Raw genomic sequence first — 24,067 nt, forward strand, 5'->3', positions numbered from 1 at the left:
GGGCTTGCTCGACCCGGTCGCTCTCTTCCCGGCGTTCACAAGTTCACGCCGGGAAGGCGACCGTCTTCGTCTCGAGGTACTCCTCGAAGCCGGCGACGCCCATCTCCCGGCCGAGGCCGGACTGCTTGTAGCCGCCGAACGGCGCGTCGGGGCTGAACCAGACGCCGCCGTTGACGGCGAGGGTGCCGGTGCGGATCCGGGCGGCGACCGACCTGGCCCGCTCCAGCGACCCGGAGTCGACCGAGCCGGAGAGGCCGTAGGGAGAGTCGTTGGCGATCCGGACGGCGTCGTCGTCGCCGTCGTGGGGGATCACGACGAGCACCGGCCCGAAGATCTCCTCCTGGGCCAGCCGGCTGGAGTTGTCGAGGCCGGCGACCACGGTAGGCTCGACCCAGAAGCCGTCGCGCTCGATGACCGAGCCACCGGTGGCGAAGGTGCCGCCCTCCTTGACGGCCACCCGCAGGTAGTCGGCGACCCGGTCGCGCTGCGCCTGCGAGATCACCGGCCCGCAGACGGCGCCGGGGTCGGCGGGGTCCTGGGCGCCGATGGACTCCATGGTGGCCGCGGCGACCTGCACCGCCTCGTCGTAGCGGTCGCGCGGCACCACCAGCCGGGTGGTGATCGCGCAGCCCTGGCCGGCGTGGATGCAGGCGGTGAACGCCGTGGCACCGGCCACCGCGGCGATGTCGGCGTCGTCGAGCGCGATCGCCGCGGACTTGCCGCCGAGCTCCAGGAAGACCCGCTTGAGCGTGGGCGCCGCGGCGGCCATGATCGCGCGACCGGTCGCCGTGGAGCCGGTGAAGGAGACCATGTCGACCCGGGGGTCGGTGGTGAGCTGCGCGGCGACCTCGTTGGAGCGGGGCGTGATGACGTTGAGGACACCGGCCGGGATATCGGTGTGCTCGGCGACCAGCCGTCCGAGCTCGGCGGCGAGCCAGGGGGTGTCGGGCGCCGGCTTGAGCACGACGGTGCAGCCGGCGGCGAGCGCCGGGCCGACCTTGGCGAGGTTGATCTGGGTGGGCACGTTCCACGGCGTGATGGCTGCTACGACACCGACCGGCTCGCGCCGCACCGTGCGCCGGCTGGGGATGCCCATGGGGCTGGCGACGCCGAGGTCGGTCTCGAAGGCGTACGACTCGGCGAGGTCGGTCACCCACCGGAGCCCCTCGACCGGCACGTCGAACCCGGCGGCACCCATCATGAAGCTCGGCATCCCGACCTCGGCGGTGGTGAGCGCGCGCAGGTCGTCGGCGCAGTCGAGCAGCGCGCGGTGGAGCTGGCGCAAACAGCGCACCCGCAGGTCGACGTCGGTGGCCCAGCCGGACTCGTCGAAGGCGCGCCGCGCGGCCGCGATCGCGGCGTCGACGTCGGCGGCGGTCGAGTCGGGCGCCCGGCCGATCTCCCGCCCGGTGGCGGGGTTGAGGATCGGGTACGTCGCGCCGTCGCCGGCCGGACCGAGCCGCCCGTCGACGTACTGCCGGGCGGGCGGGCTGGCGAGCGTGGTCACGGGGTGGCGGCCTCGGGCTGGGTGAGGTGCTCCCCGGCCTCGACCGGGGGCGGCCAGACCGGCGAGGGGATCTCGTCGAGGTGGTAGTGGCCCGGGACGTCGTGGCCGGTGACGGCCATCCGCGCGAGCAGGGTCTCGGAGGCCTTGCCGGCCTTGAGGATCTCCATGAAGGTGTGGGCCGTCGAGGGCATGTCGAACCAGTCGCGCTGCCAGGCGAACTTGAGCAGGCCGTCGTCGGCGCCGCCGACCTGGCGCTCGACGCCGAACCAGGAGCCGCCGATGCCGAGCACCTCGTACTCGCGGCCGGTGGCGTCGTCGACGATGCCGGACCTCTGCTTCCAGAAGCCGACGACCATGCCCTTGGCCTCGTCGATCATCGTGCACTGGTAGTCGTAGTGCCAGCCGTCGAAGCCGTCCATCTCGATGCCGATGGCCCAGTCGCGGATCTGGTCGCGGCCCACGGCCATGAAGTGCTCGTCGGGGCTGTACATCCAGCCGTAGCTGGCGTCCTCGGCGTACCAGTCGGCCATGATCCGCCAGTCGCCGATCCGCTCGGCCTCCCGGTTGACCTCGAGCCAGGTCTCCCAGAACTCCTCGATCTCCGCACGGGCGATCGCCGCCATGTCAGTCCTCCTCCATCGGGTCGTCCACGACGGCGAGCGCCATCGCGGGGCAGTAGGTCACGGCCGCCTGCACCTGGGGGCGCAGCGACTCGTCGGGTCGGGGCTGCACGACGACCACCCGGTCGGCGGCGTCGTCGAAGGCGAAGACGTCGGGCGCCTCGCCGGTGCACATCTGGTGGCCCTGGCAGAGGTCGAGGTCGGCGACGACCCGCATCGCGGTCACGACCGCCTCCGGCGGTAGCGGACCCGGCACGGCTGCTGGAGCTGGATGACCATCTTGGAGACGTCGTCGCGGTAGTCCTCGGACGGCTGCGTCATCTCGAACTCGTAGTCGCGCAGGATGACGGAGAAGATCGCCTTGAGCTGCATCATCGCGAAGGCGTTGCCCACGCAGCGGTGCCTTCCGGCGCCGAAGGGGATCCAGGTCCAGCGGTTCTGGAGGTCCTCCTGACGCGGGTCGAGGTAGCGCCCCGGGTCGAACCGCTCGGGGTCGGGGAAGTCGTCGGCGATCCGGTTGGAGACCCGCGGCGACGCGGCGACCATGGTGCCGGGCGGGATGCGGTGGCCGGCGAGCTCGATCTCCTCCTGCACGACGCGCAGCAGGATGATCAGCGGCGGGTGCAGCCGGAGAGTCTCCTTGAGGGCCGCCTCCAGCCGCGGGATCGAGCGCAGCGCCTGGAAGGAGATCTCCACGGGTCCGTCCGGGCCGTCGGCGTAGAGGTCGTCGAGCTCGGCGACGACGTCCTTCATCACCTCGGGGTGGCGCATCAGCTCGATCAGCGCCCAGGCCGCCGTACCTGACGAGGTGTGGTGGCCGGCGAACATCATGGAGATGAAGATCCCGGTGATGTGGTCGGCGGTCATGTCGATGGAGATCAGGACGTCGAGCAGGTCGCGGTCGTCGCGGGGCACCGGCCCGCGCTGCTTGCGGCGGTCGATGATGTCCTGCACCAGCGCGACGAGCTGCTCACGAGCGGCGTCGCGGACCCGGAAGGACTCGATGTCCAGGTAGGGGTCGACGTAGGCCAGGGCGTCGGTGCCGCGCTCGAGGTCGTGGTAGTGGTGGGCGAAGCGGGCGTCGAGCTCCTCGCGGAACGGCTTGCCGATGAGGCAGCTGCTGGTGGTGTAGATGGTGAGCTCGGCGAACCAGTCGAGGAGGTCGATCTCGCCCTCCTCGCCCCACTCCCCCACCATCCGGTTGATCTCGGCCTCGATGGTGGCGGCGTGGCCGCGCATCATGTCGCCGCGCAGGGCCTGGTTCTTGAGCATCTGCTGACGCTCCGCGGGCGAGGCGTCGAAGACGACGCCCTTGCCGAAGATCGGGGTCATGAAGGGGTACGCCGCGGCCTGGTCGAGGGTGGAGTCGGGTGCCCGGAAGAACTGCTCGTTGGCCTCGGCCCCGCTGACCAGCACGACGTCGCGGTCGACGAGCCGGAACCGGCCGATGTCGCCGCACTCGGCGCGGACCCGCTCGAAGAGGCCGATCGGGTCGACCCGCATCTCGGCCAGGTGCCCCCAGTCGGCACCGGCGTCCTGGGCGGGGTCGTCGGCCGAGTCGTGGGCAGGGTCGTGGGCAGGGTCGTGGGCAGGGTCGTGGGCAGGGTCGTGGGCAGGGTCGTGGGCAGGGTCGTGGGCAGGGTCGTCCTCGGGGACGACGTAGGAGACCTCGGGGATCGAGGTGACGTCGCTCATGCGTCCTCCGCAGGGTCGTCGATCGGGGCCTCCGGGGAGACCTCGACGAGGTTGATGTGGACGCCGCGCGGGGCCGCGACGACGGTGGCGATCGCGTCGGCGATCGCCTGGGGCTTCATGAAGTGGCCGTGCCGGGCCAGGCCGAACCGCACCCAGGCGTTGAGGACGGCGGCCGCCTCGTCGACGTCCCAGTCGCTGCCCATCTCGCTCCAGGTGGGGCCGGGGCGGACGATGCTGGCCCGGACGCCGGTGCCCTCGAGCTCCATCTGCATGGCGTGCGCCATCCCCTCCAGGCCCCACTTGCCGGCGGCGTAGGAGGACATGAACGGCCGGGCCCGCACCGCGACGTCGCTGGAGACGAAGACGACGTCGCCGCGGCGCCGGGCGACCATGGCGGGCACGAACTCCCGCACCAGGCGGTGGGCGCCGGTGATGTTGAGGTCGAGCTCGCGGGCGAACCGGTCGGAGTCGACCTCGTGGACGGTGCCGGGGGCGACCGCGCCGGCGTTGGAGACCACGACCTCGATGTCGCCGAGGGCGGCGGTGACGCTGGCGCCGAAGGCCTGCACGGAGTCGGGTCGGTCGGGCTCGGCCTGGGTCACGTCGAGCGGGGCGACGGCCACCTCGCCACCCTCCTCGCGGATCCGGGCGGCCAGCTCGTCGAGCTTCTCGACCCGTCTGGCCCCCAGCGCCACGGGGTGGCCGGCGGCGGCCAGGGCCAGCGCGGTCGCCGCGCCGATGCCCGACGACGCGCCGGTGACGACGGCCGGGCGCCGGGTGGGGCGCGCGTACTTCCCCCGTCCCATCAGCGCGGCACCACCGAGGTGACCGGCACCGAGGAGAAGCCGCGGACGCTGACCGAGTGGACCCTCCGGCAGTCGTCGTGGGCCACCTCGACGTGCTGAACGCGTCGGACCAGCTCGTCGAGGGCGATCCGCGCCTCGAGCCGGGCGAGGTTGGCGCCGAGGCAGAAGTGCCGGCCGCCGCCGAAGCTGACGAGCTGGGCGACCTCGTCCTTGTCGCGGTGGATGTCGTAGCGGTCGGGGTCGCTGAAGACGGACTCGTCGCGGTTGGCCGAGCCGATGACGAGCAGCAACTTGGCGCCCCGCGGCGCCGTCCGGCCGTGGAGGGTGACGTCGTCGAGGAGGTGTCGGGCGAGGATCTGGCTGGAGGTGTCGTAGCGCAGGGTCTCCTCGATCCAGGGCGCCACCAGCGCGGTGTCGCCCCCGTCGCCGCCGCCGAAGACCTGCCGCAGCTGGTCGGGATGGCGGGTGAGGTGGAAGAGCGCGTGGCCGAGCAGCTTGGTGGTGGTCTCGTTGCCGGCCACGACCATGAGGAAGAGGAAGGCGATGATCTCCTCGTCGGTGAGCCGGTCGCCGCCGCCGTCGGGGTCGTCGAGGCGGGCGCCGAGGAGCGCGCTGGTGAGGTCGTCGGTGGGTCGCCGCTTGCGCTGCTCGACCATGGCGGCGTAGTAGCCGACGAGCTCGAGCGAGGCGTGCATGCCGGCGACCGGGACGTCCTGGACGCCGTCCTCGCGGTGGACGACGAGGTCGGCCAGCCGGCGGACCTCGTCGCGGTCGGCGGCGGGCACGCCCATCATCTCGGAGATGACGTCCATGGGGAGCTTGCCGGCGAAGTCGGCGATCCAGTCGAAGGCCTCCCCGGCCGCGGCCCGCTCGAGGCAGCCGCCGAGGTAGTGGTCGGTGAGCTGCTGGATGCGCGGCGCGAGCTCGGTGACCCGGCGCGGGGTGAAGCCCTTGGAGACGAGCTTGCGCAGCCGCTGCTGGCGGGGCGGGTCCATGCCGAGGAACGACATCACCTTGTGGGCGTCGGGGCCCCACGCGGACTTCTCGAGCGAGACGCCCATGGCGTTGGAGTAGACGCCGTCGCTGCGGAAGGCGGCCTGGACGTCGGCGTGCCGGCTGAGCACCCAGAAGTCGTGGTGGTCGTTGTGGTGGAGGGGGTCCTCGGCGCGCAGCCGCGCGTAGACGGGGTAGGGGTCCTCCTGGAAGGCGTAGTCGAAGGGGTCGAAGACGATCGGCTCGCTGGTGACGGTCATGCGGGTCCCTCCAGGATCGTCGCGACGACGGCGTCGAGGCGGTCGGCCATCTCGGCGTACGTGGTGAGCCCCATGCCGGCCTGGAGCAGGGCCCCGGACCAGACGAGGGTCAGCGCCTCGACGAGGACGTCGCCGGGCCCCTCGCCGTGCGCGGAGCGGAACCGCTCGACGAACTCGGCGCCGATGCGCAGCCGGAGCCGCTCGACCTCGGGGTCGGTGCCGAGCAGGGCGAGGTTGGCACCGGCCGCGACCTCGGGGCTGGCCTCGAGGACGCCGGCGAGGTGGCGGGTCAGGTCCTGGATCCGCTCTCGCGGGGTCGCCCCGGCCGGCACGTGGCCGCGCTCGCGGCGCAGCAGCCGCCAGAAAAGCTCGGCGAAGAGGTGGTTGCGGGAGGCGAAGTAGGTGTAGGCGGTGGCGGCCGAGACGCCGGCCCGGGTGGCCACCGAGCGCATCGTGAGCCCCTCGACGCCCACCGCGCGGAGCTCGTCGCCGGCCGCCGCGACCAACCGCTCGACCGTCTCGGCCTGCTTGGGGTTGAGGCCCTGGCGTGGCGCGGTGGTTGCGGTGGACACCTGACTGGACACCTGTCCAACCTAGAACGTGTTCTCGTCGGATGGCAAGGGTGTCCGCGGGAGCGGCCACAATGGGCGGGTGCTGGTGGCAGAGCTGGTGTCGACGTCGGAGGCAGTGGCCGCGACGCGCTCGCGCAAGGCGAAGGTGGCGGCGCTCGCGGCCTGCCTCACCGCAGCACCGGCGGCGGAGGTGCCGGTGGTGACCTCCTACCTCGCCGGTGCGCTGCTGCAGCGCCGCACCGGACTGGGCTGGCGCAGCCTGGCCGACCTGCCCTCCCCCGCGGCCGAGCCCACGCTGGAGGTGCTGGAGGTCGACGCCGCGTTCGCCGCGCTCGCCGCGCTGTCGGGAGCAGGCTCGCAGGCCGCCCGCTCGGCCGCGGTGACAGACCTGTTCGCCCGCGCCACCGCCGCCGAGCAGGCCTGGTTGCGGGGCCTGGTGACCGGCGAGCTGCGCCAGGGTGCGCTGGACTCGCTGGTGCAGGAGGCGCTGGCGGTGGCCGCCGGGGTGCCGGTGGCGTCGGTGCGCCGAGCCGCGATGCTGGCCGGCTCGACGGTGGCGATCGCGCCTGCCGCGCTGGCCGGCGGCGAGGAGGCGCTGGCGGCCTACGGGTTGGAGGTCGGGCGCCCGGTGCTGCCGATGCTGGCCTCCAGCGCGACCGACGTCGCGGCCGCGGTGGCGAAGGTGACCGGCGCTGCCGGGCCCGTGGGCGCGGCGTTCGCGGTGGACGTGAAGCTCGACGGGATCCGGATCCAGGTGCACCGCTCCGGTGACGAGGTGGTGATCGCGACCCGCACGCTGGAGGACATCACCGCCCGGCTGCCCGAGGTGGTCGAGGTGGTGCGGTCGCTCCCCGTGGCGTCGGTGGTGCTCGACGGCGAGGCGCTGGCGCTCGGGGAGGACGGTCGGCCGCGACCGTTCCAGGAGACGGCGTCGCGGACCGCGCAGGCGACCGGGACGCTGGTGACGCCGTACTTCTTCGACGTGCTGCACCTCGACGGCCAGGACCTGCTCGACGCCCCGGGTTCCGAGCGCGCCTCGGCCTTGGCCGGGGTGGTGCCGGAGGAGCACCGGGTGGCGCGGCTGGAGACGTCGTCGGTCGACGAGGCGGAGTCGTTCGCGCGAGACGCGCTGGCGGCGGGCCACGAAGGGGTCGTGGTGAAGTCGCTCGACGCCGCCTACGACGCGGGTCGTCGGGGGGCGTCGTGGGTGAAGGTGAAGCCGGTGCACACCCTCGACCTGGTCGTGCTCGGCGTCGAGTGGGGCTCCGGGCGGCGGCAGGGCTGGCTGTCGAACATCCACCTCGGCGCGCGCGACCCCGCGTCGGGTGGCTTCGTGATGCTGGGCAAGACGTTCAAGGGGATGACCGACGAGATCCTGGCGTGGCAGACCGAGCGCTTCCTGGAGCTCGAGACGTCGCGGTCCGGGCACGTCGTCCACGTGCGGCCCGAGCAGGTCGTCGAGATCGCGTTCGACGGCATCCAGCGGTCGACGCGCTACCCCGGCGGGATGGCGCTGAGGTTCGCTCGGGTGGTGCGGTACCGGGACGACAAGACCGCCGCGGACGCCGACACGGTGGAGACGGTGCGGGCGTTCCTCTGAGTCGCGAGTAACGGCGTTCGCCGGCCCGATCCCCGATCGATGAGCGCAGCAGCGCGGTCAGCGGGTGCGGTAGTGGGCATAGACCAGACCGCTGGCGAAGGACCGCGCCTCGACGAGGTCTAGGTCGAGGCGGACGCCGTCCGGGAAGAACCGGGTGCCGCCGCCAACGACGCTGGTGGTGATGAACAGGTGGTAGTCGTCGACCAGCCCGGCGGCGATCGTCTGGGCCGCCAGCGTCGGGCCGTCGACGGTGAGGTCACGGTCGGCCTCGGCCTTGAGCCGGCGCACGGTGTCGGGGTCGAAGGTCCGTTCGATCCTGGTCCTGGCGCTGGGCACTGACTCCAGCGTCGTGGAGTAGACGACCTTCTCGGCCGCCTGCCAGTCGCGGGCGTACTGCACGATGTGCGGCGGTTGGTCGGGAACGGTGTGCGCTGTCTCCCAGTAGACCATCGTCTCGTACATGCACCGGCCATAGAGGTAGGTGCCGACCGGGCGGAACAGGTCGTTGACGAAGGTGTGCACCTGCTGGTCGTCCGCGCCCTTGCCGAGGTCGCCCTCGGCTGCCACGGCGTAGCCGTCCAGCGAGGTGATCATCGAGTAGATGAGGCGGCCCATGGTGCTCCTCCGGTCCGGTGCGCGTCGGGGTGCTTGACGTTCCCAGGAGGTCTGACCGCTGCGGGTGCTGGCACTCATCGACGGCCCTTGTGGGACCAACTGACGTGCACACGCGGGCTCCCGGGAGGGGCCGTCCACAGGCCGGGCCCGGCGTGCCTCGGGGGGTCGGCGGTCGTGGTGGGCTGGTGGACATGGCAGCAGCCTCGGTCCTCGCGCTCCCGGCACCCCTCGGTGCCGTGGCCGAGGCTGCTGCCGGCGTGCAGGCGCTGCCCGGACTCGACTGGGAGGGTGTCGACGACGACGCGCTGGTCGAGGCGGCGCAGCACGTGGTGACGCTGCGGGCCGGGGTGCGGGCGGTGGAGGCGCGACTGCTGGCCCAGGTGGAGCGGCGCGACCTCGCCCGAACGCTGGGCTGGGGCTCCACGGCGGACTGGTGGGGCCACACCGCGGGCCTGCGGCACGGCGCCGCGAAGCAGGCGGTCGAGCACGCGGTGGAGCTGGTCGGGTCGCGTCCCGAGACGCTGTCGGCGCTGGTGGCGGGCACGGTCAGCCCCGAGCAGTCGGACGTGGTGCTCGACGCTGTGGACCGGCTGCCCGGGGACGACGAGGTCCGCGGCCTGGCGGAACGGGTGCTGCTCGACCAGGCAGCCGTCCTCACCGCCACCGACCTGGCCCGCACCGCCGAGCGGGTGGCCGAGGTGGTCGACCCGGACGGCAGCGCCCGGGCGGCCGAGGCTCGCCTGGCGCGGCTGGACCGGGTGGCCCACCACCGTCGGCACCTGACGATCTCCGAGGACGGCGCGGGCGGCGTACGGATCAAGGGGCGGGGCACGGTCGAGGACGCGGGCGTGCTTCGCGCGGCGTTGCTGCCGCTGACGACGCCGCAACCGGAGGTGGACCTCACCACTGGAGAGGTGCTGCCCGACCCTCGCGACTTCGGGGTGCGGATGTGGGACGCGCTCGTGCGGGTCGCCCAGCACTCGCTCGACACCGACCTGGCTCCCGAGGCGCACGGCGCCCGGCCACGGGTGGTGGTGACCACGGAGCTGGCCGGGTTGCGCGGCGAGGCGGGCCGGCTGCCCGTGCTCGACGACGGCAGCCGGCTGTCGGCCGCGGCCGTGCGCCGGATCGCCTGCGACTGCGACGTCATCCCCGCGGTGCTGGGCACGGAGGGCGAGGTGCTCGACGTGGGTCGGCGACGGCGGCTGGTGACCACCCCGATCTGGCAGGCGCTGGTGCTGCGCGACCACCACTGCGCGTTCCCAGGCTGCTCGCGGCCGCCGATCATGTGCCACGCCCATCACATCGTCGAGTGGGCGGCGGGTGGCGGGACCAGGCTGAGCAACCTGGTGATGCTGTGCACCCACCACCACCGGGTGCTCCACGACACGACCTGGCAGGTGCGGATCGACGCGGACTCGGGGCGACCGGAGTTCCTGCCACCTGGCCGGGACCCGGACGCCGATTGGATCCGGCACCGGCCCCGCCGGGAGTGAGCGCGACGGTTCCGTCACACTCGTGCAACTGGGAGTTGCACGCGGTTTACGATGCCGACATGGCGACCAGGGCTCCCGAGACCGACGGCCGGCGTTCGGCCGCTGCTGCGCGCCGTCGGGTGCGGGAGGGGCAGATCATCGCGGCCACGCGCGCGCTGTTCGACCAGCGCGGGGTGCGTGACGCCCAGATCGAGGACATCGCGAAGGCGGTGGGGATCAACCGCGCGATCGTCTACCGGCACTTCACCGGCAAGGAGGAGCTGTTCGCACTGACGCTGGTGGGCTACCTCGATGAGCTGCACGAGGAGCTGCAGGCAGCGTTCGCGGTCCATGCCGACGCCCGGGAGCGGCTGGCCGCCCTGGTCGGCGCGTTCGCCGACTACGGCGTGGCCCACCCGGCGTTCGTCGACTGCGCCCAGGCCTTGATGCGTCGAAGCGGACCCGAGCTGCTCGACGAGGTCTCCGAGAGCGCGATGTTCCGGCTCGGCCGGGCGATCACCACCTGCCTCACCGTGCTGACCACCGCTCTCGAGGAGGGCGCTGCGTCCGGCGAGTTCGCGGTGAAGGACCCGTCGCTGCTGGCCAACACCCTCTACGCCAGCGGACTGGGCGCGCTGCAGCTCGCCCGCGTCGGCCTCCTGGTCCGCGAGGCCGCGCCGGGCATCCCCGACGTCGCCAGCATCAGCCCCTCGCAGGTGCGCGAGTACATGGTCGACAGCGCGTTGGCGCTCGTCACCCCTCGCTGAGGCAGCAGTCGCCCCCAACGCAGAGCGCCCGGGCCGGCCGTTGCAGACCGACCCGGGCGAACCGTGGCCTGATCAGAGGCTGAGCCCCCCAGAGTCCAGACCGGGCGCCGGAGGGTCAGGCCTCTGAGCGGATCAGGGCCGCTCGAGGATGGCCGTCACACCCTGGCCGCCCGCCGCACACACCGAGATGACCCCGCGACCCGAGCCCTTCTCCGCGAGCAGCTTCGCCAGCACGTTGACGATCCGCCCACCGGTGGCGGCGAACGGGTGACCCGCGGCCAGCGACGACCCGTTGACGTTCAGCTTGCTCCGGTCGATGGCGCCCAGCGGCGCGTCGAGGCCCAGGCGCTCCTTGCAGAACACCGGGTCCTCCCACGCCTTCAGCGTCGCGAGCACCTGCGAGGCGAACGCCTCGTGGATCTCGTAGAAGTCGAAGTCCTGCAGCCCGAGCCCCTCGCGCTCCAGCATCCGCGCCATGGCGTACGCCGGGGCCATGAGCAGCCCCTCGCCGCCGTGCACGTAGTCGACGGCGGCGGTCTCGTAGGCCGTCAAGTAGGCCAGCACCGGCAGCCCGTGCTCCTCGGCCCACTCCTCCGAGGCCAACAGCACCACCGAGGCGCCGTCGGTCAGCGGCGTGGAGTTGCCGGCCGTCATCGTCGCGGCCTCGCCCTTGCCGAAGACCGGCTTGAGCTTGCCGAGCTTCTCGGCCGTCGAGTCGGGGCGCAGGTTCTGGTCGCGCTCCAGGCCGCGGAACGGCGTCACCTGGTCGTCGAGGAAGCCGCGCTCGTACGCCGCCGCGAGGTGCTGGTGCGACAGGGCCGCCAGCTCGTCCTGCTCCTCGCGGCCGACCTGCCACTCCAGCGCCGTCAGCGCCGCGTGGTCGCCCATCGACAGGCCGGTGCGCGGTTCGCCGTTCTTGGGGATGTCGAGGCCGATGTCGCCGGGTCGGATCGCGGCGAGCGCGGCCAGCCGCGACTTGGTGTCGCGTGCGGCGTTGACCTTCATCAGCTTCTTGCGCAGCTTGTCGCTGATCGCGACGGGCGCGTCGGACGTGGTGTCGGTGCCACCGGCGATACCGACCTCGATCTGGCCGAGCGCGATCTTGTTCGCGACCTGGATCGCCGCCTGCAGCCCGGTGCCGCACGCCTGCTGGATGTCGGTGGCGGGCGTCTCCGGCGACAGCTTCGAGCCGAGCACCGCCTCCCGGGCCAAGTTGAAGTCGCGGCTGTGCTTGAGCACCGCACCGGCCACGACCTCACCGACCCGCTCGCCCTCGAGCCCGAACCGGGTGACCAGGCCGTCGATGGCCGCGGTCAGCATCTCCTGGTTGGAGGCGCTCGAGTAGACCGTGTTGGACCGGGCGAACGGGATGCGGTTGCCGCCGAGAACGGCGACGCGACGGGTGGTCTTGTTCATGGTCCAATAGTCCCTCGGCTACCCACGAGTAGCAAAGCAATGAGGGGCACGTCACGAAATGTGGACGGCCAGTTACACAGGTAGTTACATGACCTGGTCGGGCGCGGACGCCGCCGCGAACCGCTCGACCCCCGGACCACGCACCGCCCGCCGCACCGATGGAGGAACCACCGCGCCATGAGTGACCGCTACCAGGGCTTCGTCTCGACCCCGATCGGCAAGCTGCTGGTCAAGAACCTCGGCCTGCCCGCCCCCGTCCGGCTCGAGCGCTACACCGCCGGCGCGCCGCTCGTCGCCGGCACCGTCGTGGTGGGCGGACGCGGCCGGCTCGCCGAGTCGCTGCCCGGCCTCCTCGACACCCTCGGCATCGCCTCCACCACCGCCACCGCCGACGGCGAGAAGTACAAGGGCCTGGTCTTCGACGCCACCGGCCTGGAGTCCTCCACCGACCTCGTCGCCCTCCGCGACTTCTTCACCCCCCTGATGCGCAGCCTCGACTCGTGCCCCCGCGTCGTCGTGATCGGCACGCCGCCCGAGCAGCTCGAGGGTCCCGCCCGGGTCGCCCAGCGCGCCCTCGAGGGCTTCACCCGCAGCCTCGGCAAGGAGATCGGCCGCGGCGGCACGGTCCAGCTGGTCTACGTCGCCGACGGCGCCGAGGCTGCCACCGCCTCCACCCTCGGTTTCCTGCTCTCCCCCAAGTCCGCCTACGTCTCCGGCCAGGTCGTCCGCATCGGCGCCACCGGCACCGACGTCCCCGAGGTCGCCGACTGGCAGCAGCCGCTCGCAGGCAAGGTCGCGCTGGTCACCGGCGCCTCCCGCGGCATCGGCGAGCAGATCGCCCGGGTGCTCCACCGCGACGGCGCCACCGTCGTGGGCGTCGACGTGCCGCAGGCCGCGAGCGAGCTGCAGACCCTGATGAAGGAGCTCGACGGCGACTGGCTCACCCTCGACATCACCGCCAAGGACGCCCCGCAGCGGATCGCCCACCACCTCAAGGAGAAGCACGGCGGGGTCGACGCGGTCGTCCACAACGCCGGCATCACCCGCGACAAGAAGCTCGCCAACATGGCCGAGGACCGCTGGGAGTCGGTGATCGCCGTCAACCTCACCGCGCCCGAGAAGATCACCCGCGAGCTCCTCGACCAGGGCCTCGTCAACGCCCACGGCAGCATCGTCGGGGTCGCCTCGATCGCCGGCATCGCCGGCAACGTCGGCCAGACCAACTACGCCGCCTCGAAGGCCGGCGTCATCGGCCTCGTCGACGCCTTCGCCGGCGAGCTCGACAACGGCATCACCATCAACGCCGTCGCGCCCGGCTTCATCATCACCCAGATGACCGCGGCGGTGCCGTTCGCGACCCGCGAGGTCGGCCAGCGGCTCAACGCCATGGCCCAGGGCGGCCTGCCCGTCGACGTCGCCGAGACCATCGCCTGGTACGTCAACCCCGCCTCCAGCGCCGTCAACGGCAACGTCGTGCGGGTCTGCGGCCAGATGATGCTGGGGGCCTGACGTGGCCGCCGCCCACGGATCGCCCGGATCGAACGCACCGAGCAAGACCCTCGACGGGCAGCCCGGCGGCGTCACCACGCTGCTGCGGGCCGCGCTGCCCTCGATCCCGGTGGTCAACCAGCTGCCCGGCGTGCGCAAGTCCGGCGGCAAGGACTTCGGCGGCCTGTCGTTCAGCCGGCCGCCCGTGACCGTCGACCGCGCGCACGTCGAGCGCTACGCCGAGGTCTGCGGCTTCCCGGCCAAGGACACCGTCCCGTTCACCTACCCCCACATGCTGGCCTTCCCGCTGCACATGGCGATCATGAGCGACCCGGCCTTCCCGGCGCCCGCGATCGGCACCGTGCACGTCGAGAACACGATCACCCGTCACCACGAGGTGCGACCCGGCGACGCCGTCGCGGTCTCCACCAGCGTCGGCGCGGCTCGCACCCACCCCAAGGGTCGGGTCTTCGACTTCGTCACCGAGGCCCGCGTCGACGGCGAGCTGGTCTGGGAGAGCACGTCGTCCTACCTCCGTCGCGGCAAGGGGGACGACGCCGCGCCCGCGGGCGCCACCTTCCCCGACGCCCCGGCAGGCGGCATCACCTGGCGCCTCCCCGGTGACCTGGGCCGTCGCTACGCCGCCGTCAGCGGTGACCACAACCCGATCCACCTCTACCCGCTCACCGCCAAGGCCCTCGGCTTCCCGCGCCAGATCGCGCACGGCATGTGGACCCTGGCCCGGTGCGTCGCCGCGCTCGAGAACCGGCTCCCCGAGCACTCCCGCGTCGACGTCGCCTTCAAGAAGCCGGTCGTGCTGCCGACCACGGTCGCGTTCGGGTCGAAGCCGCTCGACGACGGCTACGCGTTCTCGCTGACCAACCCCAGGAGCGGCGCGCCGCACCTCGCGGGTCGCACCACCGACCTCTGAGGACCGACGCAGCACGAGTCTCGCTGAGGGTCAGCGGCGCTTGCCGAACCGCACCGTCGTCGTGGTCGCCCGGGCCGCCATCGGCGAGGCCGCCCGGCGTTGGGTGAACGTCGCCGTCGCGGGGGTCCAGCTGCCGAGGTCGGTGCGGCCGTTGCCGTCCCAGTCGCCCGCGACCGGCAGATCACCGGGCTTGCCGAACCGCACGGACGCGGTCCACGCCAGGCCGTCGGCGTCGACCCGGCGCAGCGTGAACGTCGCGCTCGCCTGGTCGTAGACGCCGAGGTCGGTGCGCCCGTCGCCGTCCCAGTCGCCGGTCACCGGCAGGTCGTTGCCGTCGCCGAGCACGACCGTGCTGATCGCGCCGCTGGCCAGCCGCAGCCGGAAGTACGACGTGCCGGCCTGGCGGATGCCGACCTCCCACTTCCGGTCGCCGTCCCAGTTGCCGGCGATCGGCAGGTCGGGGGCGGTGCCGAGCACGATCGACGTGACGCTGGACCCCTTCTTGAGGCGGAACGTCTTCGTCGCCGGGGTGCGGACCCCGGGGTTGACCCGGCCGTCGCCGTCCCAGTCACCGAGCACCGGCTGGTCGGTGGGGCCGCCGAACGTCACGACCTTGGGACTCTGGCCGGGCACCAGGAAGCGGAACGTCGAGGCCGCCGAGCGCCGGAACACCGCCACCTCGGCCGCCCGGCTGCCGACGTACTGGCCGGCGAGCGGCACGTCCACGCAGTTCTGCGAGGCCTGGGTGCGGGGCATCGTGAAGCGGACGCCGTGGAACCAGCTGTCGATCACCGACCTCCCGCGCACGGTCTCGAAGTGCAGGTGCGGTCCGCTGGAGTTGCCGGTGCTGCCGACGTTGCCGAGCTGGGCGCCTTGGTCGACGCGCTGTCCGGCCGCCACCGACACCTTCGACAGGTGGGCGTAGAGCGTCGACTCGGTGCTGCTGTGCTGCACCACGACGTACTTGCCGTAGCCGCTGCCCACCTTCTTGACCGCCGTGGTCACCGTTCCGGCGGCCGCGGCGACCACCGGGTCTCCGTCGTCGTCGGTGCGGTTGAAGTCGATCGCCCGCTGGCTCGGGCTGTGGTTGCCGCGGGTGCGACCGGTCCACGACTGGCCGCACGGGAACGGCATCTCGGTCGGCGTCACCGGGGGCGCGGTGGGGGCCAGCGCCCGCATCGGCCGGGCCGGGCCGCGCTCGCCGTCCCAGGCGGCGCCGGGGGCGGCCAGGGCGCCGAGGGTGACGGCGACCAGAGCGGCCGCCACGCTCGCGCGGACGATGGTGGAGCGGTTCGCTCGGGGGGACCGGCGGGTCATCGCAGGGCACCTTCGGGGTCGGGGACGAGCCGCCTCGACGCTAGGGGGCCACGACCCCGGTGTCAGCCGAACCACCCGGTCCTGACCGTTCGTACTAGTCCCGTGACCCGAGGTGACTAGAGGGGCCCGTGGGTCAGGAGGGACGCCGCTGACGGATCATGCCCTCCTGGGCCACGGTGGCGGCCAGGGTGCCGTCGCGGGTGAACACCCGGCCGATCGAGAGCCCGCGACCGGCGTGCGCCGAGGGCGACCACTGGTCGTAGAGCCACCACTCGTCGGCCCGGAACGGCCGGTGGAACCAGATCGTGTGGTCGAGCGAGGCCATCAGCGTCTCGCTCGGGCTCACCTCGTGGGCGGCCAGCGAGACGCCGAGCAGGCTGACGTCGCTGGCGTACGTGAACGCCGCCTGGTGGATCAGCGGGTCGTCGCCGAGCCCCTCCTTGAGGCGGATCCACATCCGCGCCTCGGCCGGTCTGCTCGGGTCGGGCTCGAGGCCGAACCGGGAGTTGCCCAGCCAGCTGACCTCGATCGCGGCCCACTCCTTGCCGAGCTCGTCGGCCTCCTTGTTGCCACCCGAGCGCATCAGCTCGACCAGGTCAGCGCCCTCGGTGGGGTCCGCCACGGACGGGATCGCGTCCTGGTGCTCGAAGCCCTCCTCGGGCCGCTGGAAGTTCACCGTCTGGTAGTAGATCGGCCGGCCGTGCTGGCGGGCCTCGACCCGACGGGTCAGGAACGACCGCCCGTCGCGGATCCGCTCCACGTCGTAGATGATCGGGACGCTGTAGTCGCCCGGCAGCAGGAAGTAGGAGTGCAGCGAGTGCACCGCGAACTCCGGGTCGACGCTGCGGGTCGCGGCCACCAGCGACTGCGCCGCGACCTGCCCTCCGTAGACCCGCGGACGGGCGGAGTCGGGCTGGCGGCCCCGGTAGAGGTCGACGTCGAGGTCCTCGAGGTCGAGCAGGGCCACCAGGTCGCGTACGGCGTCGGTCACGTCCTCACCCTAGTGTCCGGGCCGGTGGCGCCGGTCCGCTCGCACCGTGGGTTGTGGCCCCAGCCACACGCCGGCTCCGACCCCGCGCCGCCACTTCTCGGCCAGAACCTCGACTTCTCGGCCGGAGTTCCGGCCGAGAGGTCACGGTTTCCCCGGTTCACCGGGGAAACCACCACCCCCGCACCACGCCCCGCCCCCTCAGGGCGTCTCGCCGTCGCCGCCCTCGTTGGCCTCCAGGCCGGCCAGGAACTGCTCGAACTGCTCGCCGATCTCCTCGCCCGTCGGCAGCGGCTCGTCGCGCGCCAGCAGGCTGGTGCCCGACTCCTCGGCCCGCTCGAAAGCGTCGTACTGGCGCTCCAGTGCCTCCACCACGTCGCGGACCTCGTCGTTGCTGGCCAGGTAGCGCTCGACCTCGTCCTCGCGGGCGTCGGCGTCGGCACGGAGCGCCGTGAGGTCGATGATCAGCCGGCCGACGATCTCGACCTGCTCCAGCAGCGCCACCGAGGCCCGCGGGTAGTCGAGCTGGGCGAGGTAGTGCGGGATGTGGGCGACGAAGCCGGCCATGTCGTGGCCCCACTCCCCCAGCCGCACCTCCAGCAGCGCCTGGGCGCTGCTCGGCACCCGCAGCTCGCCGCGCCACGGGCTGTCGCCGGTCAGCAGCGCCGGGTTGTTGGCGTGGTGGGTGATCGCGATCGGCCGGGTGTGCGGCACCGCCATCGGCACCGAGCCCAGCCCCACCACCCGGGTCACGCCGAGCCGCTCCACCACGGTGCGCACCGCGCCGGCGAACGCCTCCCACCGGTTGTCGGGCTCCGGCCCGCTCATCAGCAGGAACGGCGTCCCGCCGGTGTCGCGCAGCGCCCGCACCACCAGCCGTGGCGCGTCGTAGCTCTCGTAGTGGTCGCGCACGAACGAGATCGGCGGCCGCCGGGCGCGGTAGTCGTGGAAGGCGTCGACGTCGAACGTCGCCACCACCGGGCCCCCGCCGTCGTTGAGCTCGGCGAGGTGGTTGATCGCGTGGGCGGAGGCGTTGCCGGCGTCGAGGAAACCGTCCAGCGCCACCACCATCGTCAGCTCGTCGACGCCCTCGAGCTCGGGGACGTCGTCGACAATGTGGACGAGGCCGGGTTCTGGCGCCACGGGCTGCCTCTCGCTGGGTCGCGGGCGGACGGGGTCGGATGGAGATGGATGTCGGGAAGCCGCTGGGTCGGGCTTGGGGAGCGTCCCCGCCACCCACGATATTCCCCACGCCGACCCCGCTGGGTCAGGGGGCGACCGGCTCCTCGGGCGGCAGCGCGCTCGGGTCGGTGCTGCCCGGGACGCCGGGAGTCGGCGGGGTGGCGCCGTCGGTCGGGGTCGCGTTCGCGCTGGGCGCCGGCGGCGGGTCGGGCTCGAGCGCGTCGGGGTCGAACGTCACCAGCAGCAGCTTGCCTGCCTTCCGGGCGAGCTGGCGGGTGTTGAGCCCCACCAGGTCCTGGAGCGCAGCTCCCACCTCGACGCCGTCGCGGTTGAGCTCGTCGAGGAGCGCCCAGAGGTTCTGCTCGCCGTAGCTGGCCGCGAGGTACTCGCAGGCCCACCACGCCAGCCCGTAGTTGGCCGCCGAGTCGGCGTCGTTGAAGCCGTCGTCGTCGGGCATGTCGGTGAACCCGTCCCGGGCCGCGGTCACAGCCCGGGCGGGGATCAGCCGCTGCTCGGGAGCCAGCGGCCGCACCGAGACGAACTCCGCCAGCCCCTCGCTCAGCCAGATCGGCACGTCGTCGTCGCGGGTGCCGAGCGCGACGTGGGTCAGCTCGTGGCGGATCAGTCGGTCTCGGCCCAGCCCGGGCTTGTCGAGCATCCGCGGGTGCAGCGCGAACCGGGTGGCCGCCAGCGCGTCGCCGTCGGGCCGGCTCTTCACCGGGAACGCCACCCCGTCGAGCAGCTCGGGGTCGCCGCCGGGCAGGTCGTCGATCGTGTCGAGGTAGTCCGACGTCGACAGTGCGTAGACCACCACGCTCCGCGACCACGTGTACGGCACCCAGCCCGAGACGTCCGCGATCCCCCGCTCCACCGAGCGCACCAGCCGGTCGGCGGCCCGCACGCTGTCGTCGTCGAAGATGCCGAGCACGCCCGAGCCGGTGCGCACCCGGATCGGGCCCTCGTCCCACGGCTCGCCGTGCACGCCGTTCTCGGCCTCCCACTCCGCGTCGGTCACCGACGCGAGCAGGTAGTGCCCGCTGCGCCCCGCCGGGCGGAACAGGAACCGGTCGGGCGAGCGCACCGGCTCCTCGTCGTAGCCCGCCAGCTGGAGGGTCTGGTCGACGACGACCCAGTAGTCGTCGCCGCGGCGCAGGAGCTCCTCGGGTCGCAGCGCGTAGGAGAACGCCGCCAGCGGCAGCTGCTGGAGGTTGTCGAAGTAGACGTCCTGCTGGCGGCGGAACTCGGGGCGGCCTCGCACCAGGGTGGCGCGGAAAGCCCGCCGGTCACCCTCGAGCAGCGCCTGCTGCCGCAGCCGCAGCGCCTCCTGGAGGTCGGCGACCACGTCGTTGGGCACGTCGTACGTCGTGGCCGGGTCCTCGCTCGGTTGGTCGTCGTCGCCGAACAGCCCGCAGCCGGTCAGCGCCGGGCCGGCGGCGAGGGCCAGCACCACGGCCAGGGCCGGCAGGGCCCGACGGGACCGGCGGGAACGGCGCCGGTCAGCGCGACTGGTCGGCATCGACGGGCGCCCGGCCCTCCGAGAGGGCGGTGACGTCCTCGACGATGCCGCGCGCGAGCGCCTGTGCCGTCAGGCCGATGCGCTCGAGGATCTTGGCCCGCTTGGCGTGGGAGAGGAACTCCTGCGGGATGCCGTGCAGGCGGAACGGCGTCGTGACCCCGGCGTCGTTGAGGGTCTGGAGCAGCACCGCGCCGCAGCCGCCGACCCTGCCGTTGTCCTCGATGCTCACCACCAGCCGGTGGTCGCGAGCCAGGTCGACCAGCGCCGGCGCCACGGGCTTGACCCAGCGCGGGTCGACGACCGTGACGCCGATCCCCTGCGCGACCAGTCGCTCGGCCACGTCGACCGCCACCGCGCCCATCGCGCCGACGGCGATCACGAGCACGTCGTGGGTGCCGTTGCGCACCAGCACGTCGACGCCGCCGACGGTGTCGACCGCCGGCACGTCCTCGGGGGGCGGACCCTTGGGGAACCGCACCACGGTCGGGGCGTCGTCGACCTCGACCGCTTCGTTGAGCAGCTCGCGCAGCCGGGTGGCGTCACGGGGGGCGGCGATCCGCAGCCCCGGCACCACCTGCAGCACCGACATGTCCCACATGCCGTTGTGGGAGGCGCCGTCGTCGCCGGTGACGCCCGACCGGTCGAGCACGAACGTCACGCCGCAGCGGTGCAGCGCGACGTCCATCAGCACCTGGTCGAAGGCCCGGTTGAGGAACGTGGCGTAGACCGCGACCACCGGGTGCAGCCCGCCCATCGCGAGCCCGGCGGCCGAGGTGGCGGCGTGCTGCTCGGCGATGCCGACGTCGAACGTGCGGTCGGGGAAGCTCGCCTGGAACTTGTCGAGCCCGACGGGGTGCATCATCGCGGCGGTGATCGCCACGACGTCACGGCGCCGGTGGCCCAGCCGCACCATCTCGTCGGAGAAGACGTCGGTCCAGATCGCACCCTTGGGGTTCTCCTCGCCGGAGGCCACGTCGAACGGGCCGGGCGAGTGGAACTGGTCGGCCTCGTGACGCTCGGCCGCGTCGTAGCCGTAGCCCTTGCGGGTGATCGCGTGGACGATCACCGGCCCGCCGAAGCGCTTGGCCTGGGTGAGCGCCGCCTCCATCGCCTCGCGGTCGTGGCCGTCGACCGGACCGACGTACTTCAGGCCGAGGTCCTCGAACAGACCCTGCGGCGCCAGGGCGTCCTTGACGCCCTTCTTCATCGCGTGCAGCGCGTCGTACGCCGCCGGGCCGACCCCGGGCACCGACTGCAGGCGCTTCTTGACCAGGTCGAGCATCGGCTCGTAGCGCGGGTCGGTGCGCAGCCGGGTCAGGGCGGTCGCGAGCCCGCCGATCGTCGGCGTGTAGGAGCGACCGTTGTCGTTGACCACGATCACCAGGCGGCTGTCGCGGGCGATCGCGATGTTGTTGAGCGCCTCCCAGGCCATCCCGCCGGTGAGCGCGCCGTCGCCGATCACCGCGACCGTGTGGCGGTCCTCGCCGCGGATGGCGTAGGCCTTGGCCAGCCCGTCGGCGTAGCTCAGCGCGGTCGAGGCGTGGGAGTTCTCCACCACGTCGTGGGGCGACTCCTGCTGGCTGGGATAGCCGCTCAGGCCGCCCTCCTGGCGCAGGCTGCCGAACTCGCCGGCGCGCCCGGTGAGCAGCTTGTGCACGTAACCCTGGTGGCCGGTGTCGAACACGATCCGGTCGACCGGGGAGTCGAAGACCCGGTGCAGCGCGATCGTGAGCTCGACGACCCCGAGGTTGGGGCCGAGGTGGCCGCCCACCCGCGCGCAGGTCGCGACCATCAGGTCGCGGATCTCGGACGCGAGCTCGGTGAGCTGGTCGTCGGTGAGGGTCGCGAGGTCGGCCGGACCCGAGACCGTCTCCAGCACTCCCATGGACTCCACTTCCTGATCCTGCTGACACCCCAGCGGGCTGACGTCCGAGCATATCCGCCGGGTGGGTCCCGACCCGAGCCGACGGCGTGCGAGCCGCCCCACGGCAGCGTCGGGGCGGGATCTCGCGGCGCTCAGAGGTCGAGGACGGCGACCGCCGGCTCGTGCAGGCTGCCCATCCAGACCCGGCCCTCGTGCTCCCGCACGCCGGTGACCATGTGGTAGGCGTCGCTGGCCACGTCGCAGTCGTGCACGAGCACGCCGGCGTCGTCGTAGGCCTGCACCCGCACCGTGCGCTTCGGTGCCGGCTGCAGCCGCTCGGGGATCCGGGTCACCGAGCGCCGCAGCCAGAGCGGACCCGCCTGCAGCCGCTCGACCACCGGGTCACGTGGGCTGGCGATCGTCACCCAGATCAGCCCGTCGGAGCCGCGGGCGATGTTGTCGGGGTAGCCCGGCAGGTCGGAGCAGAGCAGGTCACGGTCCCCTGCCCTCGGCCCGCTGATCCAGTGGCGTACGACGGTGCGCGCGGCGGTCTCGGCGACCGCCACGAAGTCCTCGCCGCGGCTCAGCGCGACCCCGTTCGCGAACGCCAGCCCGTCGAGCACCACGTCCACCGACCCGTCGGTGTCGAGGCGGAGCAGCCGGCCGGTGCGGGTCACCTGCACGAAGTCGGCCTTCCAGTCCTCGATCGAGTAGCGGGTCGAGGAGTCGGAGAACCAGACCGTGCCGTCGGTGGCGATCGCGGCGTTGTTGCAGAACACCATCCGGCGGCCGTCGACGGAGTCGGTGACCCGCTCCACCGCGCCCGACGCCGGGTCGATCCGCAGCAGGCCCTGGTGGGCGTCGCAGACCAGGAGCCGGCCGTCGAGGTCGATCTCGATGCCGAGCGGGCGGCCCTGGGTCTGGGCGACCCGGTCGACGTGGCTGCCGTCGTGGCGCACCCGGAAGATGCTGCCGTCGGCGGTGCCGGTGAACACCGCGCCCTCGTCGGGGCCGGAGGTGCCGACGACGACGTCCTCGGCGCCGTCGGCGGGGACGGGGACGACCTGGAAGCCGCTGCTGCTCATGGGGCCATGCTCGCGTAGACCTCGGAGCCGAGGAAGTCCGGCAGCACCAGGTCGGCCGCGGCGGTCAGCGGCAGCGACGGCACCGTGTCGGGGTCGACGAACACGATCCGGCGCCCCTCGCCCACGACGATGTCGTCGTCGCCGAGGTCGGTGCCGGCGACGTAGATCCGCACCGCGTCGAGGCTGTCGTACGCCTCGTGGAACACCTCGACCTCGCGCCACAGCGCCAGATCGCCGGGCGCTAGCACCACGCCGGTCTCCTCGGCGAGCTCGCGGTAGGCCGCCGCCTCGAACTCCTCGCCCTCGTCGACGTGCCCGCCCACGAACCCCCAGCACTCGGGGTCGATGACCGGGAACTCGTCGCGCTCCTGCAGCAGCAGCCAGCCGCGGCGGTCGACCAGGACGATGCTGGCGAAGTGGTTCACGTCCCCGGTTCTACCGCGCGGGTGGTCGGCCCAGCCGGTGGGCGCGCCGTCCCAGGCCGTTGACCACCTTGGCCATCGGTCCCGGCACCGGCACCCGCAGCAGGGCGTGCTTGCGCACGTAGTCCTCGACGTGCCAGGTCGACCAGGTGCCGGCCCGGAAGCAGGCACCGTCGCCCACCCGCAGCGTCACCGGCTCGGCGCCCTCGGGCTCGTCGGGGGTGACCGTCACCGAGCCGTCGACGATCGTGACCGTCTCGTCGACGGCGAAGTACCAGCGGAACCGGCCGGCGGTGCAGTCCCACACGAAGCTCGACGCCGTCTGGTCCGCGGAGGTGACCCAGGTGCAGACCCGGGCGCGGGGCCGCCCCTCGAGCACCCACGCGGGGTTGATCGGGTCGTCGAGGAGCTCGACGTCGTCCCCCCGGACGACGGTCAGGGCCTGCTGCGGCACGGCGTTCCCCCTGCGATCCACCCGGCTGTTGTCGGGCCGACCGTAGCGACCGGCCGCCCGGCGGTGCAGGCGAATCCGCAGATCCCGGCCCTGCTCGCCCGGGGGCCTCCGGGGCCTGCCGTCAGAGGCGGGCCCGGTAGCGCCGACCCCGCAGCGCCTCCTCGACCAGCCCCACCGCGCGTCGTACGCCGGCGAGCCGGGCGTCCTCGGCGAGGAAGACCTCGACCGCGGCCTCCACCACGTCGGGCTCGGCGACGTCGCGCAGCTCTGCGCGCGCCTCGCTCAGCCCGCGCTTGGTCGCGGCCACCGACGCCTCGACGTGCAGCACCGCGAACCGGGCCAGCACCACCGCGTGCCGGCGCAGCACCGGCCGGGTGCGGTAGTCGGGCGGACAGAGGTCGAGCAGCCACGCCACCGCGGTGTCCTCCCAGCGCGGGGCGTCGGGCGGGCGGACCTCGCGGGGCCAGCCCGGTGGGGCGACGAGCGACATGGGC

At 72.9% G+C, this 24,067-nt stretch carries 23 protein-coding genes; 5 read left to right on the forward strand and 18 right to left on the reverse strand.

Annotated features, from left to right (window positions below; genetic code table 11):
- Positions 1-43 precede the first annotated feature (43 nt).
- The 7 genes from JT721_RS08490 to JT721_RS08520 are packed head-to-tail and all read right to left on the reverse strand — an operon-like array spanning position 44 to position 6,465.
- Positions 44-1,507, reverse strand: coding sequence for an aldehyde dehydrogenase (locus tag JT721_RS08490; RefSeq protein ID WP_205472511.1), 1,464 nt, complete (start codon positions 1,505-1,507; stop codon positions 44-46).
- Complete coding sequence (locus JT721_RS08495; protein WP_205472512.1) at positions 1,504-2,130, reverse strand: nuclear transport factor 2 family protein; 627 nt, start codon at positions 2,128-2,130, stop codon at positions 1,504-1,506. Before JT721_RS08495 ends, JT721_RS08490 begins: the two co-directional genes overlap by 4 nt.
- A gap of 1 nt (position 2,131) precedes the next feature.
- A complete protein-coding gene (locus JT721_RS08500) occupies positions 2,132-2,344 on the reverse strand; it encodes a ferredoxin (protein ID WP_240340405.1) in 213 nt (70 codons plus the stop codon).
- 5 nt (positions 2,345-2,349) lie between these two features.
- Positions 2,350-3,822 carry a cytochrome P450 gene (locus JT721_RS08505; RefSeq protein ID WP_240340320.1) on the reverse strand — a complete coding sequence of 491 codons (1,473 nt, stop codon included), beginning with the start codon at positions 3,820-3,822 and terminating at the stop codon, positions 2,350-2,352.
- Positions 3,819-4,628 carry an SDR family oxidoreductase gene (locus JT721_RS08510; RefSeq protein WP_205472514.1) on the reverse strand — a complete coding sequence of 270 codons (810 nt, stop codon included), beginning with the start codon at positions 4,626-4,628 and terminating at the stop codon, positions 3,819-3,821. Before JT721_RS08510 ends, JT721_RS08505 begins: the two co-directional genes overlap by 4 nt.
- Positions 4,628-5,881, reverse strand: a complete 1,254-nt coding sequence (locus JT721_RS08515) for a cytochrome P450 (protein WP_205472516.1) — start codon at positions 5,879-5,881, stop codon at positions 4,628-4,630. The genes JT721_RS08510 and JT721_RS08515 overlap by 1 nt, the downstream gene beginning before the upstream one ends.
- Positions 5,878-6,465, reverse strand: coding sequence for a TetR/AcrR family transcriptional regulator (locus JT721_RS08520; RefSeq protein WP_205472517.1), 588 nt, complete (start codon positions 6,463-6,465; stop codon positions 5,878-5,880). Before JT721_RS08520 ends, JT721_RS08515 begins: the two co-directional genes overlap by 4 nt.
- A 67-nt stretch (positions 6,466-6,532) precedes the next feature.
- Here JT721_RS08520 and JT721_RS08525 point away from each other — a divergent pair, with 67 nt between their 5' ends.
- Positions 6,533-8,053, forward strand: coding sequence for an ATP-dependent DNA ligase (locus tag JT721_RS08525; protein WP_205472518.1), 1,521 nt, complete (start codon positions 6,533-6,535; stop codon positions 8,051-8,053).
- A 57-nt stretch (positions 8,054-8,110) separates the two neighbouring features.
- On the opposite strand, the gene JT721_RS08530 is transcribed toward JT721_RS08525, so the two are convergent.
- Positions 8,111-8,668, reverse strand: coding sequence for a dihydrofolate reductase family protein (locus JT721_RS08530; protein WP_205472519.1), 558 nt, complete (start codon positions 8,666-8,668; stop codon positions 8,111-8,113).
- 191 nt (positions 8,669-8,859) lie between these two features.
- Here JT721_RS08530 and JT721_RS08535 point away from each other — a divergent pair, with 191 nt between their 5' ends.
- Positions 8,860-10,164, forward strand: coding sequence for an HNH endonuclease signature motif containing protein (locus JT721_RS08535; protein WP_205472520.1), 1,305 nt, complete (start codon positions 8,860-8,862; stop codon positions 10,162-10,164).
- Between the two features lie 59 nt (positions 10,165-10,223).
- Positions 10,224-10,910, forward strand: a complete 687-nt coding sequence (locus JT721_RS08540; protein WP_205472526.1) for a TetR/AcrR family transcriptional regulator — start codon at positions 10,224-10,226, stop codon at positions 10,908-10,910.
- A 132-nt stretch (positions 10,911-11,042) separates the two neighbouring features.
- Here the strand turns inward: JT721_RS08540 and JT721_RS08545 are convergent, their stop codons facing one another.
- Entirely contained in the window at positions 11,043-12,326 is a 1,284-nt protein-coding gene (locus JT721_RS08545; protein ID WP_205472527.1) for an acetyl-CoA C-acetyltransferase, read from the reverse strand.
- A gap of 177 nt (positions 12,327-12,503) precedes the next feature.
- Between JT721_RS08545 and JT721_RS08550 the strand changes: the two genes are divergently transcribed.
- A complete protein-coding gene (locus tag JT721_RS08550; RefSeq protein WP_205472528.1) occupies positions 12,504-13,835 on the forward strand; it encodes a 3-oxoacyl-ACP reductase in 1,332 nt (443 codons plus the stop codon).
- Between the two features lies 1 nt (position 13,836).
- Positions 13,837-14,745: a MaoC/PaaZ C-terminal domain-containing protein gene (locus JT721_RS08555; RefSeq protein ID WP_307827956.1), complete on the forward strand. Its 909-nt coding sequence runs from the start codon at positions 13,837-13,839 to the stop codon at positions 14,743-14,745.
- A gap of 30 nt (positions 14,746-14,775) precedes the next feature.
- Here JT721_RS08555 and JT721_RS08560 read toward each other — a convergent pair whose 3' ends face one another.
- The 9 genes from JT721_RS08560 to JT721_RS08600 form a co-directional block, all read right to left on the reverse strand.
- On the reverse strand, positions 14,776-16,062 hold the full coding sequence (locus tag JT721_RS08560; RefSeq protein ID WP_205472530.1) for a VCBS repeat domain-containing M23 family metallopeptidase: 1,287 nt from the start codon (positions 16,060-16,062) through the stop codon (positions 14,776-14,778).
- Between the two features lie 133 nt (positions 16,063-16,195).
- Positions 16,196-17,053: an acyl-CoA thioesterase II gene (locus tag JT721_RS08565; RefSeq protein ID WP_205472531.1), complete on the reverse strand. Its 858-nt coding sequence runs from the start codon at positions 17,051-17,053 to the stop codon at positions 16,196-16,198.
- A 198-nt stretch (positions 17,054-17,251) separates the two neighbouring features.
- Positions 17,252-18,193, reverse strand: a complete 942-nt coding sequence (locus tag JT721_RS08570; RefSeq protein WP_307827957.1) for a PAC2 family protein — start codon at positions 18,191-18,193, stop codon at positions 17,252-17,254.
- A gap of 124 nt (positions 18,194-18,317) precedes the next feature.
- Positions 18,318-19,748 carry a hypothetical protein gene (locus tag JT721_RS08575; protein ID WP_205472533.1) on the reverse strand — a complete coding sequence of 477 codons (1,431 nt, stop codon included), beginning with the start codon at positions 19,746-19,748 and terminating at the stop codon, positions 18,318-18,320.
- Positions 19,729-21,633 (reverse strand): 1-deoxy-D-xylulose-5-phosphate synthase, encoded by a 1,905-nt coding sequence (dxs, locus tag JT721_RS08580; RefSeq protein ID WP_205472606.1) that lies wholly within the window; start codon positions 21,631-21,633, stop codon positions 19,729-19,731. Before dxs ends, JT721_RS08575 begins: the two co-directional genes overlap by 20 nt.
- 131 nt (positions 21,634-21,764) lie before the next feature.
- Positions 21,765-22,697: an SMP-30/gluconolactonase/LRE family protein gene (locus JT721_RS08585; RefSeq protein WP_205472535.1), complete on the reverse strand. Its 933-nt coding sequence runs from the start codon at positions 22,695-22,697 to the stop codon at positions 21,765-21,767.
- Positions 22,694-23,122 (reverse strand): NUDIX domain-containing protein, encoded by a 429-nt coding sequence (locus JT721_RS08590; protein WP_205472536.1) that lies wholly within the window; start codon positions 23,120-23,122, stop codon positions 22,694-22,696. Before JT721_RS08590 ends, JT721_RS08585 begins: the two co-directional genes overlap by 4 nt.
- Positions 23,123-23,132: 10 nt before the next feature.
- Positions 23,133-23,573 carry a cupin domain-containing protein gene (locus JT721_RS08595; RefSeq protein WP_205472537.1) on the reverse strand — a complete coding sequence of 147 codons (441 nt, stop codon included), beginning with the start codon at positions 23,571-23,573 and terminating at the stop codon, positions 23,133-23,135.
- A gap of 121 nt (positions 23,574-23,694) precedes the next feature.
- Positions 23,695-24,063 carry a hypothetical protein gene (locus JT721_RS08600; RefSeq protein WP_205472538.1) on the reverse strand — a complete coding sequence of 123 codons (369 nt, stop codon included), beginning with the start codon at positions 24,061-24,063 and terminating at the stop codon, positions 23,695-23,697.
- Positions 24,064-24,067: the final 4 nt, after the last annotated feature.

Source organism: Nocardioides sp. SYSU D00038 (assembly GCF_016924665.1).
GTDB lineage: Bacteria > Actinomycetota > Actinomycetes > Propionibacteriales > Nocardioidaceae > Nocardioides.

Coding starts and splice junctions, on each gene's coding strand:
- JT721_RS08495 (WP_205472512.1), bottom strand. CDS start 2,130: ATGGCGGCGATCGCCCGTGCGGAGATCGAGGAGTTCTGGGAGACCTGG.
- JT721_RS08500 (WP_240340405.1), bottom strand. CDS start 2,344: ATGCGGGTCGTCGCCGACCTCGACCTCTGCCAGGGCCACCAGATGTGC.
- JT721_RS08505 (WP_240340320.1), bottom strand. CDS start 3,822: ATGAGCGACGTCACCTCGATCCCCGAGGTCTCCTACGTCGTCCCCGAG.
- JT721_RS08510 (WP_205472514.1), bottom strand. CDS start 4,628: ATGGGACGGGGGAAGTACGCGCGCCCCACCCGGCGCCCGGCCGTCGTC.
- JT721_RS08515 (WP_205472516.1), bottom strand. CDS start 5,881: ATGACCGTCACCAGCGAGCCGATCGTCTTCGACCCCTTCGACTACGCC.
- JT721_RS08530 (WP_205472519.1), bottom strand. CDS start 8,668: ATGGGCCGCCTCATCTACTCGATGATCACCTCGCTGGACGGCTACGCC.
- JT721_RS08535 (WP_205472520.1), top strand. CDS start 8,860: ATGGCAGCAGCCTCGGTCCTCGCGCTCCCGGCACCCCTCGGTGCCGTG.
- JT721_RS08540 (WP_205472526.1), top strand. CDS start 10,224: ATGGCGACCAGGGCTCCCGAGACCGACGGCCGGCGTTCGGCCGCTGCT.
- JT721_RS08545 (WP_205472527.1), bottom strand. CDS start 12,326: ATGAACAAGACCACCCGTCGCGTCGCCGTTCTCGGCGGCAACCGCATC.
- JT721_RS08550 (WP_205472528.1), top strand. CDS start 12,504: ATGAGTGACCGCTACCAGGGCTTCGTCTCGACCCCGATCGGCAAGCTG.
- JT721_RS08560 (WP_205472530.1), bottom strand. CDS start 16,062: ATGACCCGCCGGTCCCCCCGAGCGAACCGCTCCACCATCGTCCGCGCG.
- JT721_RS08575 (WP_205472533.1), bottom strand. CDS start 19,748: ATGCCGACCAGTCGCGCTGACCGGCGCCGTTCCCGCCGGTCCCGTCGG.
- dxs (WP_205472606.1), bottom strand. CDS start 21,633: ATGGGAGTGCTGGAGACGGTCTCGGGTCCGGCCGACCTCGCGACCCTC.
- JT721_RS08585 (WP_205472535.1), bottom strand. CDS start 22,697: ATGAGCAGCAGCGGCTTCCAGGTCGTCCCCGTCCCCGCCGACGGCGCC.
- JT721_RS08600 (WP_205472538.1), bottom strand. CDS start 24,063: ATGTCGCTCGTCGCCCCACCGGGCTGGCCCCGCGAGGTCCGCCCGCCC.